This is a genomic window from Bacteroides thetaiotaomicron VPI-5482, assembly GCF_000011065.1.
Lineage (GTDB): Bacteria > Bacteroidota > Bacteroidia > Bacteroidales > Bacteroidaceae > Bacteroides > Bacteroides thetaiotaomicron.
Window position 1 is genome coordinate 1,779,694 of record NC_004663.1, and the last position, 22,816, is coordinate 1,802,509.

Sequence of the window (22,816 nt, forward strand, 5' to 3'; positions counted from 1 at the left end):
CATTGATCAATGAATAAGACAATTATTGCAGAACGTTTCTCAAAAGCCATCTCCACCTATCCCCGTGAAGCAAATGTACAACGGCAGATAGCAAATAAAATGATCCGCCTGCTCCAGAAACATATTCCCTCTCCCTGTCCGAAAGTGATTGAGTTCGGATGCGGAACGGGCATTTACTCCCGAATGTTGCTCCGCACCCTTCGTCCGGAAGAGTTGCTTCTGAATGACTTATGTCCGGAGATGAGGTATTGCTGCGAAGATTTATTAAGAGAGAAACAAGTCTCTTTTCTTTCCGGAGATGCGGAGACGATTTCTTTTCCGGATAAAAGTACGTTGATTACTTCCTGTTCCGCTTTGCAATGGTTCGACTCGCCGGAGGAGTTCTTCAAAAGGTGTAATACATTGCTTCACAGTCAGGGATACTTTGCTTTCAGTACTTTTGGGAAAAAGAATATGAAAGAGATACGTGAGCTTACCGGAAAGGGACTACCCTATCGTTCAAGGGAAGAGCTTGAAGCAGCCCTGTCTCTTCACTTTGATATACTGTACTCAGAAGAAGAGCTGATCCCCCTTTCTTTCGAAGATCCGATGAAAGTGCTGTATCATCTGAAGCAGACGGGGGTGAATGGTTTGTCAGCGCAATCATCCCTCTATCCGAAGCATGAGAAACAGACTTGGACCCGTCGTGATTTGCAGCATTTTTGCGAACGTTACACACAAGAATTTACACAGGGCACTTCAGTGTCCCTGACATATCACCCTATTTATATCATAGCAAAAAAGAAAAAAGTATGAAACAGAATGTATATTTTGTAAGCGGTATCGATACCGATGCCGGCAAAAGTTACGCGACCGGCTACCTGGCACGCGAATGGAATAAAAACGGCAAAAGAACCATTACGCAGAAGTTTATCCAAACAGGAAATGTGGGGCATTCCGAAGATATAGACCTGCATCGGCGCATTATGGAAATCCCTTTCACCCGGGAAGATCAGGAAGGGCTGACCATGCCGGAGATCTTTTCTTATCCCGCCTCCCCCCATCTGGCTTCCCGACTGGATCATCGTCCCATTGATTTCGACAAGATCAAGCATGCTACCGAAGTATTAAGCGAACGGTATGACTGTGTTCTGCTTGAAGGCGCGGGCGGTCTGATGGTTCCTCTGACTACGGAGCTCCTGACAATTGAATATATCGCACAGGAGAAATATCCGCTTATCTTCGTGACTTCCGGAAAGCTAGGCAGCATCAATCATACTCTTCTGAGTCTTGAAGCCATACAGAAACGGGACATTGTGCTGGATACAGTACTTTATAATCTCTATCCGACGGTAGAGGATAAAACAATTCAAGATGATACGATGGAGTTTATACGAGCTTGGCTCGAAAAGTACTTTCCGGAAACAAAGTTCTTATTAGTTCCCGAAATAGGAAAGTGAGTATAATATAATCACTTGTAGTTACTACCCGCAACACTTCCCCAACGCCTCTTCCAATGCTGCTTTTGAAACCGGCTTCGTGACAAAGTCATTGCAGCCGGCTTCCAAAGCCTGCTCCTTGTCCGCTTCGAAAGCATAGGCAGTCAGCGCAATGACAGGAATCTCCTTCGAATAGGAACGAATGATGCGGGTAGCCTCCAGTCCACCCATACGAGGCATCTTGATATCCATCAGAATCAAATCCGGCTGGAACTGTTTATACATTTCCACCGCCTCAAAGCCATCTTTCGCCCATAGCAGAGTGTAATCTTTGCCAATCATATTCTTGATCAGTACAAAGTTGCTGTCCACATCTTCAGCTACCAGAATCTTCTTGATCTTCTGCATCCTCTTGATGGTGTGGCTGATGTATTTCGTTTCCGAAGCCTCGGAAAATGCAATACGGTCATCTGAGCTTTCTTTATAAGGTATCGTAAAGTAGAAAGTCGATCCTTTGCCTATTTCCGAAGTGACTCCGATCTCCCCTCCTATCTTTTCTATGATCATCCGGCAGATGGCAAGTCCGAGACCTGTCCCCTGCGCAAATGAGTTCAATTTGACAAAACGGTCGAAAATATGTCCCACCTTATCGGGAGCTATTCCGATACCTGTATCCTTCACATAAAAACGGATACATTGATTATTGACTTTAAAGCCAAAGCGGATTTCACCGGAAAGCGTGAATTTACCGGCATTGGTGAGGAAGTTAGTGATAACCTGCGCAATGCGGTTCCGGTCTTCTTCAATAATCAGGTCTTCGTCTTGATTATCCAGAATAAGGGTAACCCCTTCCTGCACACGATCCTTATGAATCTGATAGATATTCCGACATATTTCACCCAGGTTCATCGGCTGTCTGACGTATTCCAATGTACCGGCTTCTATCTTAGACAAATCCAAGATGTCATTAATCAGCTGCAACAGGATCTCTGAGTTCTGATTGATAATGCTCGAATAGAGTTTTTCTTCTTCAAGGGTTTCGGCAGAAGGCAACAAATTGGAGAAACCGACAATCGCATTCAGCGGTGTCCGGATTTCATGGCTCATATTTGCAAGAAAGGCGGTTTTTAATCTGTCGGATTGCTCTGCCTTGATGCGTGCCTTAATCAGTTCCTGCTCGATATTCTGAAAGTTAGTGATATCCCAGGAGATACCGATCAGAAGCGGTTCGCGCCCTTCCATCGGGACAAGCGCTTTCAGTGTCTGCACAATACGGGTCTCGCCGGTGGCCGCCACGTAGGTCTCCTGCATATCGATCCGTTCATGCGTCCGGATCAATTCCAAATCATCCCTGCGGAACCTTTCGGCATCTGCACGCTCCGGAAAGATCTCAAAGTCTGTTCGGCCGATTGCCCGAGAGGCAGGAATCTTGGAATGTTCGGCAAATGCCTTGTTCCAATACAGATATCTGAAATCGTCCTCGGGATCTTTCACATACAGATAGACAGGGATATTATTCAGAATACCGTCCAGCAGGAGATTCAATTCACGAAGTTCATCCCGCTTCTTTATTACATCGGTAATGTCCTGCGTAAAAAACCAGATAAGCTCCGTATCATCCTCCTGTGTAAGGTAGGTAGAGACTTGGTGTACTCTGTTTTTCTCCTCACCTTTGCGCACATACGCTGCACGGTATGAAAAGCTGCCGCCATTATCGCGTATATCTTTCAGTTTGGCTTCCCATAACTCCGGCGTGCGCATAGAGACGGGCAGGTCGTATATTTTCTGGGTACCCATCTGCTGGGTGACACCATACTCTTCCATAAATTGCTTGTTGGCATATACCAGCGTTCCGTCACTGGAAACGGCAAGAATGCTGTCACTGACTTTGTCGAGTACGCTTTTAAATATCTCCAGCTGTTGCTGGGTGGCCACTCTCTCCGTGATGTCACGACACATAATCAGAACGTATTCTTCATCCAACGGAAAAATCCGGTTCTCGTAGTAATGGTGAGAGCCATTGAAATCCATGTCGTGATGCGCTGCCGAAACAGTCCGCGTGGCGATCACTTTCTGCATATTGGCATGGATGTTCTGATAGGCTTCGGGAGGCACCATCTGGCGCATGTGCATTCCTTCAAAATCTTTGTTGGATATCCCGACATGATTGGTTTCTTCATTGGATACGACTTCAATTCCCACTTCGTCGTGGTTGAACACAGTCAGCATATCCGGTAAGGAATTTAATATTTTAACGGCATACCTTTCCTGAAAGCTGGTGGAGCTTTCTTCGGGTTGTTTATTCTGTTCCAGAGATCGAAGTTGTCGCTTCAGTTGCTCATTTTCTTTTCTAAGCAACTCCAATTCCTCTTTCAGTGCTTCTTTTGTTTGTTCGTTGTTCATAAGACATCCGGATATAAATACGTACTTATCTGCCAAAAGTAAAGAAAACTTTTGAGATAAGTACGTAAAACACCTTTATTTTTTTTGAGAATCATTCAATCACCATAATCCGGTCGTTCAAACCGACCTTCATACCGGCTTCGACAAAGACTTCTTTCACTACTCCATCGGTGACAGAACGAATCTCGTTTTCCATTTTCATGGCCACCAATACGCAAAGCGGGTCTCCACGCTTGACTTCGTCTCCCTTCTTCACATATATTTTCAGGATCACCCCCGGCATCGGAGCCTGTACCACCTGACGCCCTACGGCTTCCGTACCGGCACGGGCATTATGTATCTTTTCCATCTCTCCCTGTAGCTCTATCTGATAAAGCTCACCCTTATTCATAATGGTATAAGAATTATTGGAAGAAGGGGAAATCTGCACTCCATGCGAGTGATGATCAATGATGATCGAATGAATGGAGTCGCCTCCCATATTGTAATCGACCTCATATATTTTACCGTTGACCGCTATTTTCTTGATCGGTCCGTCTTCCAGAATCTCCACCTTATATTCACTGTCCGGCATATCCAGAAGCTTGGCATAATAAGTCGCTAACGATGTACCCATATCTTTCTAATTTTAATGAATGACCAACTTAACTTTCAATTTTCAACTCTCAACTCTCCACTTATTCAATAATTATTGGCAGTCATCTGCAACTTGCCATAATACTTCCAGAGAGATTCGCCCACTACAGGGAGCGTGGTGGCACGGGATGCAGCTTCTTTCTCCCTCTCGTAATGCCTTACGGCGGCAGCGATCACGGCAACAGTCGGATCAGTATTCTGACGACGCTTCAAGTCCTCCTTGTCAAAACGGGTATCGATAAAAGTCGTATCATATTTTCCTTCGAGGAAAGCGGCATTCTTCAACACACGCTGATGGAAAGGAATCGTCGTCTTGATGCCCAGAATCTTATACTCACGCAAGGCACGTGCCATGTTGGAGATGGCGGATTCACGGGTACGCCCCCAGCAGCAGAGCTTGGCAATCATCGGATCATAATGCAGTGAAACTTCGAATCCGGCATAGGCGGCACTGTCCAGACGGAGGTTACGGCCTTCGGGAGCTTCACGAACAGTTATCACTCCGGGAGAAGGCATAAAGTTATTCTCCGGATCTTCGGCGTAGATACGGCATTCGATGGCAGCTCCGCTGAATTTTATATCTTCCTGCTTATACGGCAACGGATTGCCCGCAGCCACCGTGATCATGTCACGCACCAGATCGACGCCGGTACATTCCTCCGTCACCGGATGTTCTACCTGCAAACGGGTATTCATTTCAAGGAAATAGAAGTTCTGGTCTTTATCCATCATGAACTCCAGCGTGCCGGCACTGTAATAACCGATCCGCTTGCAAGCCTCTACGGCTACTTTCAGCATCTTCTTACGGGTTTCGTCTTTCACAAACGGTGACGGAGACTCCTCGATTACCTTCTGATTACGTCGCTGAATGGAACATTCACGCTCGCCCAGATGAACCACATTGCCATATTTATCTCCCATAATCTGCACCTCGATATGGTGCGGATTCTCGATATATTTCTCTATATAGACCGCATCATTACCAAAAGAAGTACCCGCCTCGGACTGAGACAAACGAAGAGCCGTTTCCGCTTCTTCTTCGGAACGGACCAGACGCATCCCCTTTCCGCCTCCTCCGGCAAGCGCTTTCAACATAATAGGATAACCTACTTCCTTAGCAACCTTCTTCACTTCTTCGATCCCCTGTACGGGAGTTTCCGTTCCGGGAACGATGGGCAGCCCCGCTTCACGCATGATTTTGCGTGCCTCAGTCTTGATCCCCATCTTAGCAATAATATCGGCACCGGGCCCGATAAAGATCACTCCTTCTTCTTCGCAACGACGGGCAAAGTCAGCGTTCTCCGACAAGAACCCATATCCCGGATGAATGGCGGCTCCGGTCTTTTTGGCAATGGCCAGTATCAACTCCGGCTTCAAATAAGAAGTATCCTCCGGCGAATTGGAGATGCAATAAGCCTCCTCCGCATAGCGAACATGCAAAGCCCCCCTGTCTACATGCGTGTAAACAGCCACCGTCGAAATATCCATCACCCGACAAGTACGGAAGATGCGCATAGCTATCTCTCCACGATTAGCAACTAATATTTTCTTTATCATAATCTGTTTCTTTTAATTTATCACTCTCCATTTTCAACTTTCCATTTTCCATTTATTAAAGTGGAATGTTCGAGTGTTTCTTAGGCGGATTGGACTGACGTTTATTGGCCAGCATTTCGAAACTGCGTATCAGGCGCAAACGGGTAACGGCCGGATCGATCACTTCATCCACATAGCCCAGTTCCGCTGCGCGGTAAGGATTGGCAAACTTTTCACGATAATCGCTCTGAAGTTCCTTTCGCCTTTCTTCGGGAGTCTGTGACTTTTCGATCTCTTTCTTGAATAGGATATTTACGGCCCCGTCCGGTCCCATCACAGCGATTTCGGCAGTGGGGAAAGCCAGATTGACATCGCCACGGATATGCTTGGAACTCATCACATCATAAGCGCCTCCGTAAGCCTTACGGGTGATAACGGTCACTTTCGGCACGGTAGCTTCGCAGTAAGCGTAAAGCAGTTTCGCACCATTACGGATGATTCCGCCATATTCCTGATCTACTCCCGGAAGGAATCCCGGAACATCGACCAGAGTCAGCAAAGGTATATTGAAAGCATCGCAGAAGCGAACGAAACGGGCAGCCTTTATAGAGGCATTGATGTCCAGTGTTCCTGCCAGCACCAGCGGCTGATTGGCTACCACCCCTATCGTCTTTCCGTTCAGACGGATATATCCGGTAACGATGTTCGCGGCAAATTCTGCCTGAAGTTCAAAGAAGTTATTATCGTCGGCCACCGCTTCTATCATCTCCTTTATATTATAGGGCTGATTCGGATTGGTAGGCACCAAGTCGGACAGTTCGGGTGTCAGGCGGGTCGGCGAGTCGTTGGTGACAACGAAAGGAGGCTCTTCCATATTGTTGCCCGGCAGATAAGAAATAAGTTCGCGGATATAATTGATACATTCAATATCATTTTCGGCCGATAGATGCGCCACGCCGGACTTTGTCATGTGGATGCCCACTCCACCCAGATCTTCCTTGCTTACTTCTTCCTGTGTCACACTCTTGACTACGTCCGGTCCGGTGATAAACATATAGCCGGAGTTCTTGACCATCAGAATAAAATCGGTCAGTGCAGGAGAATAAACGGCACCACCGGCACACGGACCCATGATAGCACTGATCTGCGGAATGACTCCCGAAGCCATGGAATTGCGAAGGAAAATCTCCGCATATCCTGCCAAAGAACGGACACCTTCCTGAATGCGCGCACCACCGGAATCATTGAGTCCGATAATAGGCGCTCCCATCTGCATCGCCATGTCCATCACTTTGCAAATCTTCTTGGCGTGTGTCTCCGAAAGAGCCCCTCCGAATACGGTGAAGTCCTGTGCAAAAACATAGACCAGCCGTTTGCCAATCATTCCGTAACCAGTCACTACCCCGTCACCGGAGAATTTCTGTTTTTCCATACCAAAGTCAGTACACCGGTGGGTTACCAGTTTATCAAGTTCGATAAACGACCCTTTTTCCAGAAGTAAGTCAATGCGTTCACGGGCGGTCAGCTTGCCCACAGAGTGCTGTTTCTCAATACGGGCATCCCCGCCACCTTTTTCTGCTTTCCTGTTCAGTTCTTCCAGATTCTTGATAAGCTCTTTCATAGGCTGTTTGTATTAATGTTATGTGTAAAAATAGTCAGTAATAAATTAATTAGTTGTCATATTGATTACACAAAGGTATTTTTATATAGTAAACGTATCATTTGCCGAATTTGTTAGCATTTATGCCCTTAAACATCTTTATGGCGGATACGGGCAAGGAATCTTTTCTACGGGTTTACACAACAAAGTCACACAATCATGTGTTTATCGCATATCATTTTAATAAAACCTAGACCCTAACAAAAATGAGAACAATTAAACTTTTATTAGCAGCCGGTTTCCTGCTCGTATTGGGTACAAGTGCGTATGCGCAAGTACAACGGAATGAAACTTATTTACCCAAATTCGCCATCAAGACCAATGCCCTCTACTGGGCTACGAGCACTCCCAACCTGGGATTCGAAGTCGGACTGGCAAAGAAAATCACCCTCGATGTATCCGGCAACTACAATCCGTGGAAGTTTGGCAACGACCGCCAGATCAAGCACTGGCTCGTACAACCGGAATTGCGCTACTGGCTCTGCGAACGTTTCAACGGAAGTTTCTTCGGCCTGCACGGACACTACGGAGAAATGAATGTCAGCAACCTGAATATATTCGGAATGGGGCACGACCGCTATGACGGCAGTCTGTACGGAGCCGGCATCTCTTACGGATACCAGTGGATTATCAGCAAACGCTGGAGCATGGAAGCAACCGTCGGAGTCGGTTACGCCCGTCTGAAATATGATAAATATGCCCGCGGTGACGGAGGTGAAAAACTCGGGCACAACACTCGCAACTATTTCGGTCCGACCAAAATCGGCCTCAGCTTCATTTATGTCATCAAATAATCGAACTTTCTAAAACTTACAATGATGAAAAGAAAACTTATCTATCTATTTATAGCTCTTGCAGCCACCATACTTCCGGCTCATGCACAGAAATTTCTGAATGATGCGCTCACGCTTTCGAATGTATCCTTATGGCAACAAGGAAACTCGCTTTATGTCGGCATGACGGTCGACATGGCAAACCTAACCATCGGCTCGGCACGTAGTCTCAGCCTGATCCCCCTGCTGACGGACGGACAACATAATGTCCCGCTACAGGAGATTATCGTCAACGGCAAAAGACGCGAGAAAGCCTATCTACGTGGACTGGCGATCAGCAAACAGGAATCCACGGCTATCATCGTACCTTATAATAAAAGAGAAACGTTTAATTATACGCAGGTCATTCCTTATCAGCCATGGATGGCAAACGCATCCCTGCAACTGGTAGAGAACCTATGCGGATGCGGCAACTATCAGGAAATGAACGCGCAGGAACTGATAACGAACGATGTATCTACCGAAGCCAAACGACTGAGTGCCATGTCTCCTATCGTAGCCTACATCCAGCCTACAGTGGAAGTGGTGAAAAACCGCAGTGAGCAATACGAAGCTCATCTGGACTTCCCCGTCAACAAGTCTGTCATCCTTACCGACTTCATGAACAATCACTCCGAACTGGTGAATATTCATTCTATGTTTGATAAAATTCAGAATGACAAGAATCTGACCGTACAAAGCATCAGCATCGAAGGATTCGCTTCTCCCGAAGGGCCGCTGGCTTTCAACGAGCAACTCTCTAAAAAACGTGCGGAAGCTCTGAAAGATTATCTGGTCAAGAACGAAAAGGCATCTGCCAAACTGTATAAAGTGACTTTCGGTGGAGAGAACTGGGACGGACTGGTGAAAGCTCTCGAATCCTCTTCGATGAAGGATAAGGAAACCTTCCTGAATATCATCAAAAATACAACGAATGACGTGAAACGTAAACAGGAAATCATGAAAGTCGGCGGCGGCGCTCCTTATCGCACTATGCTGAAAGAGATTTATCCGGGACTGCGTAAAGTGAACTGCAAAATCGACTACACAGTGGTCAACTTCGATGTGGAACAAGGACGTATCATCATCCGTGAGAATCCGAAATATCTGAGTCTGAACGAGATGTATCAGGTAGCCAATAGTTATCCGAAAGGCAGCAAGGACTTTGTAGATGTATTTGATATTGCCGTACGTATGTATCCGACGGATGCTGTAGCCAATCTGAATGCAGCGGCTGTCGCCTTGTCACAGAAGGATATCAATACCGCATTGAAATATATGGAAAAAGCGGATCATACCACTGCCGAATTTCTGAATAATACAGGCGTGTATAACTTCTTAAACGGAGATATTCAACGTGCTACAGCAGCCTTTGAACAAGCTGCCAAATTAGGAAATGAAGCTGCTCAGGCAAACTTGAAACAGTTGCAACAGATCATGAATATGAAAATGAGCAAGTAATAGCAGAAGGGACGGAAGTCACTTAAAACGATTTTTCAGGCACGGATTACACGGATTTCACGGTTTGGGGTTACCTAACTCTTAAAACCGTGTTAATCTGTGAAATCCGTGCCTGAATATATTTTTGACACATTCACAAAAAGAAGTTGGATAAAATTAGAGTCACATATCCATCAAAACGACCTTTTGTTTTGTTATATTAAGTATTCACCAAAAGTTGACTATTTAAAATTTAGAATTATGACACTAATCCTTGCTATTATTCCGGTATTGCTATTAATTGTATTGATGGCGTTTTTCAAGATGTCCGGCGACAAGAGCAGTATTATCTCGTTGATTGTAACCATGCTGATCGCTCTTTTCGGTTTTGCCTTTTCTGTAGACAATCTGTTTTATTCCTTTTTATATGGAGCACTGAAAGCGGTCTCTCCTATTTTAATCATCATTCTGATGGCTATTTTCAGTTATAACGTATTACTGAAAACGGAAAAGATGGAGATTATCAAACAACAGTTCGCTTCCATCTCTACGGATAAAAGTATTCAGGTATTGCTGCTGACTTGGGGATTCGGAGGATTACTGGAAGCGATGGCAGGATTCGGAACGGCGGTTGCTATTCCGGCGGCGATTCTTATCAGTCTAGGATTCAAGCCGATATTTTCGGCGACTGTCAGTCTGATAGCCAACAGTGTCGCTACGGCTTTCGGTGCTATCGGAACTCCGGTATTGGTGTTGGCAAAGGAAACGAATCTGGATGTGCTACAACTCAGTACGAACGTTGTATTGCAATTATCGGTACTCATGTTTCTGATTCCGCTGGTCTTGCTTTTCCTCACCAATCCTAAACTGAAAGCACTCCCGAAGAATATATTTCTGGCCCTGCTGGTCGGAGGTGTTTCTTTGGTCGGACAATATCTGGCTGCCAGATATATGGGGGCAGAATCGCCTGCCATTATCGGAAGTATTCTTTCTATCATTGTCATCGTTCTCTATGGAAAACTGACCGCATCGAAAGAAGAAAAGGCTCGGAAAAGTACGCTGAAAACCAAAGATATACTGAATGCATGGAGCATCTATTTACTGATTTTGTTCCTGATCATCCTCACCAGTCCGCTTTTCCCGAGTTTGAGAAGTACATTGGAGAATAACTGGGTTACAAGAATCAGTCTGCCTGTCAATGCTACTACCGTAAACTATACAATCTCGTGGTTGACCCATGCAGGTGTACTACTCTTCCTCGGTACTTTTATCGGTGGGTTGATACAGGGTGCCAAAGTCAAAGAGCTGTTTATCGTTCTTTGGAATACGGTGAAGCAATTAAAGAAAACCTTTATTACCGTGATCTGTCTCGTGGGATTATCCACCATTATGGATACTTCGGGAATGATTGCTGTCATCGCTACGGCACTGGCTACTGCTACCGGAAGCTTGTATCCGCTGTTTGCTCCGGTCATCGGCTGCCTGGGGACATTTATTACAGGAAGTGATACCTCCTCCAACATCCTTTTCGGAAAGTTACAGGCAAGTGTGGCAGGACAGATTCATGTCAGTCCGGACTGGCTGTCAGCTGCAAATACGGTAGGTGCGACAGGCGGTAAGATTATTTCTCCGCAAAGTATCGCCATTGCGACTTCTGCTGGAAACCAGCAGGGAAAGGAAGGGGAAATACTGAAAGCTGCTATCCCGTATGCACTGGCATATGTGGTGATTACAGGAATTATCGTTTATATTTTCAGTTAACCACCCGAAAGAATAATAACAGGATAATGACACTATCGCCTTGATATAGTGACATTATCCTGCATACATAAAGGCGAACTAAAAAGTCGGTAGTAACCTCAAACTCTCCTCCTTCGGGAAGGAGGAGTCCCCGCAGGGGGAGGTGGTAGGTAAGCATATAACTTTGATTATCATCAATCTATGCATCCACCTACCACCCCGACTTTCAGCCACCCTTCCTTCCCGAAGGGAGGGGAATGGGAGATAGAACCGACTTTTTAGTCACTTTATATATTTTTTATTACTCACAGCTAAATCAGCGGTTCCCGAATCACCTTCACGGGATTCCCCCGTTGAAGATGATTATGATTACTCCAGTTTTCCTGCGCCTGAATCATCGCCTGTTCCATCGTCCATGACGAAAGTTTCACCAACAGGCGTTCCGTTGCCAGCTTCTTGTTCTGCCATTGTGAACGTTGGTCGGAAGCTACCACACTCATCCCGGACGGGATGTGAACGGCACGGACCGCGGACTCTGTCTTGTTGACATGCTGCCCGCCCGGACCGGAAGCCCGTAAGGTTTCATAGCGGAAATCTCTTTCTGTAGCCTCCTGACTCTCCGACAACACAAACGAATGCACACCGACAAACCAGTTTTTCCGCTTGTGATAAATGCGATACGGGCTTTGGGCAATCCATTGCACCGTTCCCTCCCATTCATCCGCCAGTTCTCCGCTCGCTGCGCCTTGAAGAGCAATGGTAGCCGAAAGCAGTGTCCGGTTGACCGGTCCCACTTCACGTTCTATCATTTCCATTTTCAGTCCGCTTGCCTGCGCCTGTCTTACTATTCTTTCGAGTACCAATGCCACCACCCGGCAACATTCCGCAGGTCCCCTGCCGGAAGTTATCTGTAAATAGACTTTCTCCTTCATCGCCTTATTCTTTATTCATTCGTACGATGCGAGGCATAAATCTACCCTGCACTTCCACCAAAGTCTCCTGTGTGTACATCACGCGGTCGATGTCTTTATATGCCAGAGGTATTTCCTCGATACTTCCGCCTATCAATGTCACGTCTGCCTGCGACAGCATCTTTTTCAAAGCCGACTGAGTGAAACTCTCCTTTGCTTTTTGCCGGGACATCGCTCTTCCGGCTCCATGAGAAGCAGAGCACAAGGATTCTTCCACCCCTTTGCCACAAACCAGATAACCTGCCGTAGCCATACTTCCGGGAATCAGACCCGCCTGTCCCTTTTGTGCAGGAGTTGCCCCTTTGCGATGCACAATCGCCATACGTCCCGGAGCTATCTCCTCTTTCCACGCAAAGTTGTGATGGTTGTTGACATTCGCAACAGGTTTCAGTCCCAATGCTTTAGATAGATTCAAGTGAATACGCTCGTGACAGGCACGGGCATAGTCTCCTGCCAGATTCATACTCATCCAATACTCCTGCCCTTCTTCGGAGTCCAGACTCAGCCACGCAAAATGCTGCGCCTCCCGAGGAAGTTTGCAGACTTCACGGGCCAACAGACTGTAATGTTTGGCAATAGCAGCACCCAAGCCACGTGAACCGGAATGAGACAGCAAAGCAACATAACTCCCCTCCGGAAGATTCAGCACATTATCCGCCTGCAAAGCAATTTCGCCGAACTCCACAAAGTGATTCCCACCTCCGGAGCTTCCGAGTTGCCGCACGGCCTTTCCCTGCAAATCCTTTAATAAAGGAGTCAACCGAAATTCTTCCCGATCCAGCACTTCATGCTCCTGTTCAAAGCCCAGGCCGCCATCCATTCCGAAATGTGTAAAGTCTTTCAAAGCCTCCTTTATCTGATAAGAATATCGTTTCAGGAAGTCTGCTTTCGCATCAAATACCGTCAGACTCATCCGGCAACCGATATCAACCCCGACAGCATACGGTATCACGGCATTATCAGTAGCCAGTACCCCACCGATAGGCAATCCATAACCGGCGTGCGCATCGGGCATCAACGCTCCGCCGACCGTTACAGGCAGGCGCATAGCCAAATTCATCTGTTGTTTGGCAAGAGTCTCGATAAACTTACCTCCATAGGTTTTATACATCAACGGATCTTCCCGTAAGTCGTAAGCTACGAACTCTTTCGCAAGAACAGTAGGCGACAGGCGTTCCGCCAGCTTACTCCATATTTCATTGTTTTTATAAGATTCGGGATGTTCGAGTATATTGCTCAAAGTCATTGCAATCTGTTCCTTCGTGTCATGTTTGCAATATTTGCCTACAATGTCTACTACCAGACTACGGGCTACATTATCCCGATATCCCAGTTTACTTAAATCTTTTAATCGTATTCCCATACTTTTTTTCTGTTCGCATACCACACCCCGTCCGCCTCAACAGCGGAAAGTAAGGTTATACACGGTATGCCAATGCTTCGGATACGGATACAAAACATCCATCCACAACATTGAAGTGAATAATTCGAAAAATAAAAATGTGATTGCAGGACTAATCAACTATTACCGCCAGCAGCAGAGTTGCGGTAAACGTAAAAAACAAAATGTCGCAAAGCCCCGTCTTCCCGACGAGACAACTTAGTCCTAATTTGAAAATATTATAGCTCCAACATAATTAATACCCTTTCCATCATTTTAAAGGGTGAATACTCATTTTATCGCGACAAAAGTAGTGCATATTTTTATTACTTCCAAAGATAAAAAGACATTTTTTAGCGTTAAAGGAGCAGTGATGGGAAATTTTGCCAAGTGTTCCAGTCAAATCGCTATTTCACGGGAAGCTATTTCGCCTTACCTTTGCAACATAGAAAACAAATAAACCGAAAAGATTTATGAAACTGATTAAAAGCATTATGAGCGCTTTCGCTATCGTACTGGCCACCACAGCTTGTGCGGGAAATGGCGGAGAAAATAAAAAGAGTAATGAACCAACAAAGGAGGACAATAAAATGGAAGTAGTATCATTAAATAAAGCAGAGTTTTTAAAGAAAGTATATGATTTTGAAGCCAATCCGAATGATTGGAAATTTGAAGGCAAACGTCCGGCAATCGTCGATTTCTATGCAACATGGTGCGGACCGTGTAAAGCGCTGCATCCTGTTCTGGAAGAACTGAGCAAAGAATACAGCGGTAAAGTGGACATCTATCAGATTGATGTGGACCAGGAAAAGGAACTGGCTGCCGCATTCGGTATCCGCAGTATCCCCACCCTGTTACTGATTCCGATGAAAGAAGAACCGAGAATCACGCAAGGGGCTTTGCCCAAAGACCAGTTGAAGAAAGCAATCGACGAATTTCTTTTGAAACAGAATAACGAAGCTAAATAAACTAATTTCGATTTTTTCTTGATATGCAACTACCCTCTATCAGCATTCTAATGACTGACAGAGGGCAGATTCTTTTATAAACTTTCCTTTATCTACCAATATTGCATCAGATTAAAGACTAACGGATATATATGACATAAAAAACATCGCAAGACCTGTCACCATCTTTGTTGTTTCATCACGAATCCTTCAAAGAAGTCATCCCGATAACTATTCCCGATAGCAATCTCATACGACTTGATAAATATATCATTATTGTCGAACGAATCGATATGGGCTGTATTGACTATATACGATTTATTGACCCGTAAAAAAGAGTCCTTCGGCAACAAGTCAAAGACCGCTTTCAGACTCATACGGGTGATGATGCGTTGTTCGCCCAACTGTAGAATTACATAATCTTTCAAGCCTTCTACAAAAAGGATATCAGAGAAGTTGACCTTGAAGTATCTGCGTTCCGCCTTTACAAAGAAATACTCGGCAGCCACAATCGTCTCAATGGCTTCCTTTTCTTCCTGTAATAATAAAGAATGATAAGACTGCGCCTTCTCAACCGCCTTCTGAAAGCGCTCCGCCTCCACCGGCTTTATCAGATAATCAATTGCGTCCACCTCGTAGCTATCCAGTGCATACTCCGTATAGGCAGTGGTAAAGATTACCAATGTCCGTTTGGAAATGGTACGGGCAAACTCAATTCCCGTAATGCCGGGCATTTGAATATCCAGAAAGACAAGGTCTACTACGTGCTGCTCCATAAAGTCGGAAGCCGTGGCGGCACTGTTAAAACTTCCCACTAGCTGAAGACATTCCGCCTCCTCTATCAGCAATTTCATAGCCTCCCGTGCCAATGGTTCATCGTCTACAATAATACAATTCATAACGTTATACATAAAGTTACCATATACCGATTTTCATTCTCTATCTGCTCCAATTCATAACGGTCGGGATATAACAATCCTAATCTACGCTGAATATTCGCAAGTCCGATTCCTCCTACCTTGTTGCTGACAGCAACCGCCGGCATCGTATTTTCACAACGGAACTCCAACCGGTTCTCTTCTACCTTAAAAGAAAGATGTACATACGAAGGATGCTCGCTATCAAAACTATGCTTCACCGCGTTCTCCACAAACGGGATAAACAATAACGGCTGAATCCAGATGGAGCCAATGTCCCCTTCCTGCTCCATTGTAAACTGAAAATGATCCCGGCGTATCTTTTCCAGATTCAGATAGTCGTTCAGAAAACGGATATCCGAGGCTAAAGCAACCCTTTCGCGCGAACTGTCATTAATCTGATACCGCAGCAAATCTTCCAGTTTGAAAAGAACTTTGGAAGCCTCTTCCGGATTCCGCTTTATCAGTACATTGGCGTTATTCAGCATATTGAACAGAAAGTGCGGGTTAATCTGGCTCTTAAGGAACTTCAACTCCGATTGCAAAGTGGTAGATTCCAGCTGATCAATGCGCAGATTATGACGCAGCCAATGAGTGAACAATGAAATAGCTGCCGAACCTGCGGTGACAAAACCCATAGTGAGTATCCCCGAAAAGGTGTTGATGAAAGTGGCAAATCCATCGGGATTCCTGACAGGCAAAATAACTTCAAAAAGCATTCCCTGCGTAACTGAAAGGAAAAGGATGACCACTAAGTTGGTAACTATCGCAGCCAGAACATAACCACCCAAACGGTTCTTTAGCAGAAAAGAAGGAACCAGGACGTACAGATTGGTATATATCACCGCATTCATAGACAAGAAATAGACCAGACAGCCTCCAAAGCGTTTCAAGAGAGAGACCACCTGCAAAGGCTCGTACCAAAAAACATTGATTGTAATCAGCAGAACAGCCACCTGCAAGAGGATATGTCTGTATATCCTGCAATGAGGACTCAGCAGAAAAGCGGTGACACTTTTGCCGTTCATGGTTCCGTCACCGGGATTCCTGTCGAGTGTATTTTTATCGTTTGTACTTATTCTCATTGTTCCCCTCCATTCAGTTCCAGTCTTATACATTCCGTAGTCAAAGATAGTCCGTAACGGTCGCCATACAATAAGTCCAGCCTTTGTCTGATCCGTTCCAGCCCCCTGTTTACGGAGAGATTAAGTTGCGGACACATACAAGTGAATACAATCGTAGCCTTCTCCGCTTTCAGATGAATGTCCAGAGAGACAGGAAGCAAGATTTGCTGTTCGTGCGTCAACTCCATGATATGCTGCACAAAAGGAATGAAGAGCAGAGGAGGAACCAGCATCCTGTTTACCTCCCCTTCCGAAGTAAACTGATAGCGGAATTGCGGAAGGGAGCTTTGCTCCAATGTCAGATAGTTGGTCAGGAAAGCGATTTCACTACTGAGCAATACTTTTTGCCGGCTGCAATCATATAACTGATAGCGCAGTAACTGACTCAGCTTCATCAACATCTTCGAGGCCTTTTCCGGCTCGGTCAATGTTAGTTCACCCGAATGATGCAACGTTTTGAAAAGAAGTTCGGGGCTGACCTGTTCTTTGAGTTGTTCCACTTCGGACAGTACGTGCGCCTTTTCCATCTGTGAAACACGCTGATTCTCAATCATCCATTCTTTCAGAAGCAAAGTCATCGTTCCTCCTATCATGCAAAGCGTTGACAGCATAAAAGAAGAAATGTAGTCCATCAGCATGGGAACCGAAAAATACGATCCCCGCGCATGAAGCTGCGGCCAATGGGAGTAAGCAAGGTATTCTATGACCATCTGTATCAGCAGCGCAATGACCATCGCCACAGACAGCACTGACAGATAAGTCATATAATGCCTTTTCAACAAATATTTCGGGAATAACCAGAAAAGGTTCAGGCAGGTAACGCCAATGTATGTGAGCATATATATAAATGTGAACACATAAATCCATCCGCCCAATATATCCCGATAGTCCATAAAAATGATGAATACCTGATTGAAGGAGATAGTGCCCAACACCATGACAAGTATCAGATACCGCATCCATCGGAATGCCGGACTTACGAGCAATCTATATAAAAAGGCCGATTCGTTGCCTGCTGCAGTTGTTTCAGTTGCCATATGCTTCATCGGGTACGAAGATAAAACATTTTCCGTTAAGGTCTCTATACCGGATATCTAAAATTCAAGCTTATAACTCACATTAGTCAGAACGGTAGAGCCGTCGGTTGCGTCTATCTTTCCGGTTTTCACGTTATACTCATGTCCGTAGTGCTCTTTCGTGCCCATAAAGTTCAAGCCCTTCACAGCAAATTCGTGAGATACTTTTTTCTTGTTGATGCGATAGCTGACGGTATAATTGCCGATAAACATGGGCGAATACTGTTTGGAGAATGCCTTCCTTTCGTCGTACTGCACTTCCTTGTCCGGATGCTTCATGGTTGCTTCCATATCAATCGGGGAATAGCGGTCGCCGCCCTGCAAGGTCAGTTTCAGGTTGATGCTAAGAATATTCTGTTTGTTGCGTCCCAGCATCCATTCTTTGCCGATCAGTCCGTTGATGACATAGTTGCGGTTGAACTTCGTGTTGTACCATACACCGTCTCCGCCACGGTAACGGGAGTCGAACAACGAACCGGAGATCATGTAATAAAGTCCTTTTTCCAGGAAGCGTTCGAGGGTTATGTCAATCCCGATATTCCGGCCTCTTCCTTTGTTGACAAGCGCATCTTCTACATAAAAGTCGGAGCGGTTGAGTACGGAATAGGAACTATCCGCCATTACCGGTACATCGTGCAGGAACTGTACATATGGTTCTATTTTCAGATTCATGCGGTCCGAAATCTTATAGCCGAAAGACAGCATGATGTGCTGCGCCTTGGTGAAGTCGAGGTTCTTGTTGACGGATTGATTTCCCGTACTCTTCGTTTTCACAAAGTAGACGTCCATTTTCTCCATCCGGCTGTATATGCCGTAAGCTAAAGCAAAGGTCGCTTTCGGGGTAGCCTGCCATTTCAGTCCGGCACGGGGTTCGACAGACCATTTATTATTCAGCGTCAGGTATTGTCCGTAGATACCGGCGTTGAGAGTCCAACGGTCACTCAGTCCGACAGAAGAGCTATTGTAAGCAGAAATCAGACTCGTATTGCCATCTCCCTTCGATACCGTTTCCAGCAGCTGAGCTTCGTATGGAGCTATGGCAAGGTTCATGTCATAAAACATGGCAGTATAAGTGAATCCTGTCTTATTGGTAAAGCGGTTGCTGAATTTACGGTTGAAGGTGCTGGTCAGTATCAGGTTGGTATGCCTTGATTCAAGGTCCATATAAGGAGTCGATTCCAACGCATGATTGAACATGGAAGCGCCTCCGTCCAACTGCGAGTAGGTAGCGGCAACGGTTGTTTTCAGCGATGCGTCACTATTGAAAAAGTAACGGTGACTGATACCTCCGGCGGCCATATACTGCTTGTCACGTGATTCGCTGCGGTCGCCCAGATATTCCCATTTCTCAGGGTTCCTCTCCATGTCACTCTTAAATTTGTCTATCAGACTGGTTCCCCATACCGAGAAAGTCCCGGCCATCTTTGTGGGAAAGTTTAGTTTGAAGTTCAGGTCCTGATAGTCCATCGTTCCGCCGTCAAGATTCAGTAGTCCTGTGGTAGAGTAACGATAATTGAAGATATACGAGGCTTTATGCTTCTTGCTCAAAGGACCTTCGGAAGCAACGTCAATTCCCATGATTCCCACTTGAATCGTGTTTTCGTTCTTTTGATTGTTACCGTTGCGCAGCTTCATGTCGAACACGCCGGACACTGCATTTCCATATTCAGCCGGAAAAGCTCCGGTGAAGAAATCGGAATTTCCGAGTACCTGTGAGCTAAGGGAAGAAAGGATTCCTCCACCCAATGTGGCAATATCCGCAAAGTGATTCGGATTCGGGATTTCTACATCCTCCAGCCTCCATTGCAACAGATGGGGTGCATTGCCATGAATCGAAATTCCATTCGAAGAGACGCTGGGCGCCACTCCGGCAAAAGCGGATACCAGACGTGCAGGGTCGTCGAATCCGCCTGCATAACGGCTCGCTTCCTCCACGCTCAGCATACGTGCTCCGGTAGTTGCCATCTTATTCATCGCTTCTTCTTTGTTCGTCCGCGCACGGACCACTACTTCACTCAGTTCGTTGACGCTTTCTTTCAAAGGTATTTCCAAATAGACTTCTTTGGCGGAAGTCACCAGTATTTCTCTGAAAATGCCGGGTTCATATCCCATGAACGCTGCCTCTACCGTATGTCTCCCGACGGGAACCTGCGGAATGGTGAAACGTCCCAAACTGTCGGTTGTCGTCCCCATCCCCTCTTTATCTGACAATCTAATTGTCGCATACGGTATAGGATATTTGGAATCTCCGTCAACAACCATCCCACGAATGGTCTGGACCGGACGCCCTTTCCGCTCCGATGTTTGCCCGAAAGCAAAAGCTGATACAAACAAACCGATCAACAGCAATATCCATCCTCCATAACGATACAGTTTCCGTGTGAGTTCTTCGCAAAGGACTCTTTCAAAAGTTTTAAGTACTACTCCGCATTCATCTGCCGGAATCCCCGAACGGTTTGCTACTTCCCCTAACAACATAGTTTTATTCATCTTCATGACTTATTCTGTTTTTTATTTCGACACGAAGATAAGGGATACTGCATTGCCGGTTTTTCAAATGAGACGAACACGCCTCATTTGTAGACAAGATGTGGAATTGGTAAGATAAATGTCCTTTCAGTCTAAATATTCCAAATTTAATATTATATCAATAGGAATTTGCTCAAAAAGTCATGAACGACAGCATATCCTGCATAAATTAGTGCAATAATATGCAAGAATACGGGTTCATCCTGCATAATACTGCGTGAAATATGCATCTTTTTTTAGTCATTCAGTACTCTTTGGTTTTAAAGGAACGGGGTGTTCCTTTAAAACCAACGCTCCGTTCCTTACTGATGAACTTGTTTTTCATCAGTGAGGAAGTTATAAAAAGGCTGGTTTTGCTCGTTTTTTCTCTAGTTCATCATAAATACCGATAAAATAGAAAATGACAGAACGGAGTACCTTCCTTAATTAATCCATCTAAATGATAAGTATTAACAGGAAATGGTTACCATTTTACTCTAAGAACACTTCCAATTACATAAAGATAGAATTTCGTATTTACAAATGACGGAGATATTCTATTCTCCTTGATAAGTGATATGTAATTACGGTCTTTAGTGCCTGTGTAAATATCCTCTTTTTAAGAAAAGGTCATTTTTTCAGTGAATGGCTAATATATACATATTATCACAATGTCTGTCATGTAAATAAAATAAAATGGACGCTAGATTGTTTTTCATTAATAGTTTCATAACTTTGTCAGTAGCATATATCGAATTAGAAAATAGAATTCAGTAACCTCGCCTTATAGTATCGGTTACTGAAATAACCTCTACTCGTCGAGTGTGATTATTTATTCATTAGTAACAACATTGTTATGAGAAAAGAAGTTGAACAATTAGCTTTAATGGGTGCAATGCCCGATGAAGCAGATGAACGAATAACGGCTGCATTAGTTGATGAATATGCAGACTTATTAGGCAAGATAGTTAAACCTGTCACTTTGGATGAAGCACATATTTTAATCAAGCTCTTTCCGCCGACTGCTTTATATGGGATAGAATGGACATTACTACATTTAATAGAGTCTGTGTATTCAGAAATAAAATCTCTTGAATATAGAGAACTTATAAATGAATGTAATAGTACAGAGTTCAAGAAGATGTTAGTTCAACGTCTTAATAATTCACAACAGAAAAAAATTACTAACGAAGCAGGATAACGCTTACAGCGTTCCCCGCTTAGCCATTATCAGTGATCCAAAACAAACAAATGTATGGAAAAGTATGATATAAATAAGGTATACACCCCATAATAATAAATGTTCATCAATCGGGAATGATGAGTACCTCCAATAAGGTATATATCCTGACTCTTGGAAAACCTGCATTAAAAAAAGATATCGCAACGATATTTGATTATGCAGAGATTCAAGAATTTCCGAATACTCGTGAGCAAGAAAAATTCTCTCAAAAATGGCTCAATTCTTTTTTAAACAGAGAGACTTACTAAATACGTCAAGTAAGTTGTAATATGTAATTCCTATTAATCAATTAAATGAAAAAAGGTACGAATAAAACAGATAATTATTTCGAACGCGTAAAACAAAGATTACATCCTCCCAAATACAGATATTATTTCTTCGATTATCTGTATTTTAAGGGTGAACAATGGAGCAAGAAAGCCTTCAGATGCTCCGGTGCATTCATTTTACTGGAGTATTGGATAATGATCGTAGCTTTTCCGGCATTTGGATTCACGAGTGTAACCCATCACTTTGGAGACAATGCGGTCATATTTTATCAAGTACTGATTCTTTTATTGCCTTACATTTTCATATTTTTTCGTTACCGTAAAGACAGAAAAAAAGCTATTATCAATCATTACCGACACTCGAAAAGTAGTGGAGTGACTATGACCTTCATCATTATCCTCCCATTTATCTTGTTCTTTTTTGAATTATGGCTATTCGACAAACTGGAATGGATAGATTGCAAATTATGGTAATCAGCAATAAACAAAAGGAATATAGTTAGGACAAAATCAAGGAAACTTATGGACGACTTTGCTAAACTCTAGTATTGAAATTACATAAAAGTATTCGTCTGACAACTGTTGAACTTTCGTCTGACAGCTGTTTCTTTTTCGTCTAACAACTGTCAGACGAAAGTTCAACAGTTGTCAGACGAATAATCTTTCGCATATTGCGGGACAAAGGATTGTGAAACGATCCTTAAATTTCAGTAAGTAGCGAGCTAGTTCATCCGT

The 22,816-nt window shown here is 44.6% G+C and carries 18 protein-coding genes; 8 read left to right on the forward strand and 10 right to left on the reverse strand.

All coding sequences use genetic code 11. The annotated features are described in order from the left end of the window. Window positions 1–9: 9 nt before the first annotated feature. A complete protein-coding gene (bioC, locus tag BT_RS07320) occupies window positions 10–795 on the forward strand; it encodes a malonyl-ACP O-methyltransferase BioC (protein WP_011107785.1) in 786 nt (261 codons plus the stop codon). Next, the gene (gene bioD / locus BT_RS07325; protein WP_011107786.1) at window positions 792–1,439 is read left to right on the forward strand and encodes a dethiobiotin synthase; all 648 of its coding nucleotides are present in this window, start codon (window positions 792–794) and stop codon (window positions 1,437–1,439) included. Before bioC ends, bioD begins: the two co-directional genes overlap by 4 nt. Window positions 1,440–1,463: 24 nt before the next feature. Here the strand turns inward: bioD and BT_RS07330 are convergent, their stop codons facing one another. The 4 genes from BT_RS07330 to BT_RS07345 all read right to left on the reverse strand — a co-directional run bounded on the left by BT_RS07330 (window position 1,464) and on the right by BT_RS07345 (window position 7,614). Then, complete coding sequence (locus BT_RS07330; protein WP_011107787.1) at window positions 1,464–3,821, reverse strand: hybrid sensor histidine kinase/response regulator; 2,358 nt, start codon at window positions 3,819–3,821, stop codon at window positions 1,464–1,466. Window positions 3,822–3,912: 91 nt separating this feature from the next. Further along, window positions 3,913–4,437, reverse strand: coding sequence for a biotin/lipoyl-containing protein (locus tag BT_RS07335; protein ID WP_011107788.1), 525 nt, complete (start codon window positions 4,435–4,437; stop codon window positions 3,913–3,915). A gap of 65 nt (window positions 4,438–4,502) precedes the next feature. Next, complete coding sequence (accC, locus tag BT_RS07340) at window positions 4,503–6,014, reverse strand: acetyl-CoA carboxylase biotin carboxylase subunit (RefSeq protein ID WP_011107789.1); 1,512 nt, start codon at window positions 6,012–6,014, stop codon at window positions 4,503–4,505. 55 nt (window positions 6,015–6,069) lie between these two features. After that, a complete protein-coding gene (locus tag BT_RS07345; RefSeq protein WP_008762326.1) occupies window positions 6,070–7,614 on the reverse strand; it encodes an acyl-CoA carboxylase subunit beta in 1,545 nt (514 codons plus the stop codon). 245 nt (window positions 7,615–7,859) lie between these two features. On the opposite strand from BT_RS07345, the gene BT_RS07350 reads away from it, so the two are divergent. The 3 genes from BT_RS07350 (at window position 7,860) to BT_RS07360 (ending at window position 11,666) form a co-directional block, all read left to right on the forward strand. Then, complete coding sequence (locus BT_RS07350) at window positions 7,860–8,447, forward strand: DUF3575 domain-containing protein (RefSeq protein ID WP_011107790.1); 588 nt, start codon at window positions 7,860–7,862, stop codon at window positions 8,445–8,447. A 24-nt stretch (window positions 8,448–8,471) separates the two neighbouring features. Then, window positions 8,472–9,926: a DUF3868 domain-containing protein gene (locus tag BT_RS07355; RefSeq protein ID WP_011107791.1), complete on the forward strand. Its 1,455-nt coding sequence runs from the start codon at window positions 8,472–8,474 to the stop codon at window positions 9,924–9,926. A 240-nt stretch (window positions 9,927–10,166) separates the two neighbouring features. Beyond that, a complete protein-coding gene (locus BT_RS07360; RefSeq protein ID WP_011107792.1) occupies window positions 10,167–11,666 on the forward strand; it encodes an L-lactate permease in 1,500 nt (499 codons plus the stop codon). Between the two features lie 290 nt (window positions 11,667–11,956). Here the strand turns inward: BT_RS07360 and prfH are convergent, their stop codons facing one another. Further along, window positions 11,957–12,577 (reverse strand): peptide chain release factor H, encoded by a 621-nt coding sequence (prfH, locus tag BT_RS07365; protein ID WP_011107793.1) that lies wholly within the window; start codon window positions 12,575–12,577, stop codon window positions 11,957–11,959. 4 nt (window positions 12,578–12,581) lie between these two features. Continuing rightward, entirely contained in the window at window positions 12,582–13,979 is a 1,398-nt protein-coding gene (locus BT_RS07370; protein ID WP_011107794.1) for an RtcB family protein, read from the reverse strand. 491 nt (window positions 13,980–14,470) lie between these two features. On the opposite strand from BT_RS07370, the gene trxA reads away from it, so the two are divergent. Beyond that, the gene (gene trxA, locus BT_RS07375; protein ID WP_008762320.1) at window positions 14,471–14,965 is read left to right on the forward strand and encodes a thioredoxin; all 495 of its coding nucleotides are present in this window, start codon (window positions 14,471–14,473) and stop codon (window positions 14,963–14,965) included. Window positions 14,966–15,123: 158 nt separating this feature from the next. Here the strand turns inward: trxA and BT_RS07380 are convergent, their stop codons facing one another. The 4 genes from BT_RS07380 to BT_RS07395 are packed head-to-tail and all read right to left on the reverse strand — an operon-like array spanning window position 15,124 to window position 20,557. Beyond that, window positions 15,124–15,843 (reverse strand): LytR/AlgR family response regulator transcription factor, encoded by a 720-nt coding sequence (locus tag BT_RS07380; RefSeq protein ID WP_008762319.1) that lies wholly within the window; start codon window positions 15,841–15,843, stop codon window positions 15,124–15,126. Further along, window positions 15,840–16,946, reverse strand: a complete 1,107-nt coding sequence (locus BT_RS07385) for a sensor histidine kinase (RefSeq protein ID WP_011107797.1) — start codon at window positions 16,944–16,946, stop codon at window positions 15,840–15,842. The genes BT_RS07380 and BT_RS07385 overlap by 4 nt, the downstream gene beginning before the upstream one ends. Further along, window positions 16,943–18,022, reverse strand: coding sequence for a sensor histidine kinase (locus BT_RS07390; RefSeq protein ID WP_048697567.1), 1,080 nt, complete (start codon window positions 18,020–18,022; stop codon window positions 16,943–16,945). The genes BT_RS07385 and BT_RS07390 overlap by 4 nt, the downstream gene beginning before the upstream one ends. Before the next feature lie 57 nt (window positions 18,023–18,079). After that, a complete protein-coding gene (locus tag BT_RS07395; protein WP_011107799.1) occupies window positions 18,080–20,557 on the reverse strand; it encodes a TonB-dependent receptor in 2,478 nt (825 codons plus the stop codon). 868 nt (window positions 20,558–21,425) lie between these two features. Between BT_RS07395 and BT_RS07400 the strand changes: the two genes are divergently transcribed. Next, window positions 21,426–21,770: a hypothetical protein gene (locus BT_RS07400; RefSeq protein ID WP_011107800.1), complete on the forward strand. Its 345-nt coding sequence runs from the start codon at window positions 21,426–21,428 to the stop codon at window positions 21,768–21,770. 335 nt (window positions 21,771–22,105) lie between these two features. Then, on the forward strand, window positions 22,106–22,555 hold the full coding sequence (locus BT_RS07405; RefSeq protein ID WP_008762313.1) for a hypothetical protein: 450 nt from the start codon (window positions 22,106–22,108) through the stop codon (window positions 22,553–22,555). Window positions 22,556–22,816 lie beyond the last annotated feature (261 nt).

Excerpts from the sequence above, each read along its gene's own strand:
- BT_RS07380 (WP_008762319.1), bottom strand. The coding sequence starts at position 15,843 with ATGAATTGTATTATTGTAGACGATGAACCATTGGCACGGGAGGCTATG.
- bioD (WP_011107786.1), top strand. The coding sequence starts at position 792 with ATGAAACAGAATGTATATTTTGTAAGCGGTATCGATACCGATGCCGGC.
- BT_RS07400 (WP_011107800.1), top strand. The coding sequence starts at position 21,426 with ATGAGAAAAGAAGTTGAACAATTAGCTTTAATGGGTGCAATGCCCGAT.
- bioC (WP_011107785.1), top strand. The coding sequence starts at position 10 with ATGAATAAGACAATTATTGCAGAACGTTTCTCAAAAGCCATCTCCACC.
- BT_RS07405 (WP_008762313.1), top strand. The coding sequence starts at position 22,106 with ATGAAAAAAGGTACGAATAAAACAGATAATTATTTCGAACGCGTAAAA.
- BT_RS07330 (WP_011107787.1), bottom strand. The coding sequence starts at position 3,821 with ATGAACAACGAACAAACAAAAGAAGCACTGAAAGAGGAATTGGAGTTG.
- BT_RS07350 (WP_011107790.1), top strand. The coding sequence starts at position 7,860 with ATGAGAACAATTAAACTTTTATTAGCAGCCGGTTTCCTGCTCGTATTG.
- trxA (WP_008762320.1), top strand. The coding sequence starts at position 14,471 with ATGAAACTGATTAAAAGCATTATGAGCGCTTTCGCTATCGTACTGGCC.
- BT_RS07395 (WP_011107799.1), bottom strand. The coding sequence starts at position 20,557 with ATGAAGATGAATAAAACTATGTTGTTAGGGGAAGTAGCAAACCGTTCG.
- BT_RS07360 (WP_011107792.1), top strand. The coding sequence starts at position 10,167 with ATGACACTAATCCTTGCTATTATTCCGGTATTGCTATTAATTGTATTG.
- prfH (WP_011107793.1), bottom strand. The coding sequence starts at position 12,577 with ATGAAGGAGAAAGTCTATTTACAGATAACTTCCGGCAGGGGACCTGCG.
- BT_RS07370 (WP_011107794.1), bottom strand. The coding sequence starts at position 13,979 with ATGGGAATACGATTAAAAGATTTAAGTAAACTGGGATATCGGGATAAT.
- BT_RS07385 (WP_011107797.1), bottom strand. The coding sequence starts at position 16,946 with ATGAGAATAAGTACAAACGATAAAAATACACTCGACAGGAATCCCGGT.
- accC (WP_011107789.1), bottom strand. The coding sequence starts at position 6,014 with ATGATAAAGAAAATATTAGTTGCTAATCGTGGAGAGATAGCTATGCGC.
- BT_RS07345 (WP_008762326.1), bottom strand. The coding sequence starts at position 7,614 with ATGAAAGAGCTTATCAAGAATCTGGAAGAACTGAACAGGAAAGCAGAA.
- BT_RS07355 (WP_011107791.1), top strand. The coding sequence starts at position 8,472 with ATGAAAAGAAAACTTATCTATCTATTTATAGCTCTTGCAGCCACCATA.
- BT_RS07335 (WP_011107788.1), bottom strand. The coding sequence starts at position 4,437 with ATGGGTACATCGTTAGCGACTTATTATGCCAAGCTTCTGGATATGCCG.
- BT_RS07390 (WP_048697567.1), bottom strand. The coding sequence starts at position 18,022 with ATGGCAACTGAAACAACTGCAGCAGGCAACGAATCGGCCTTTTTATAT.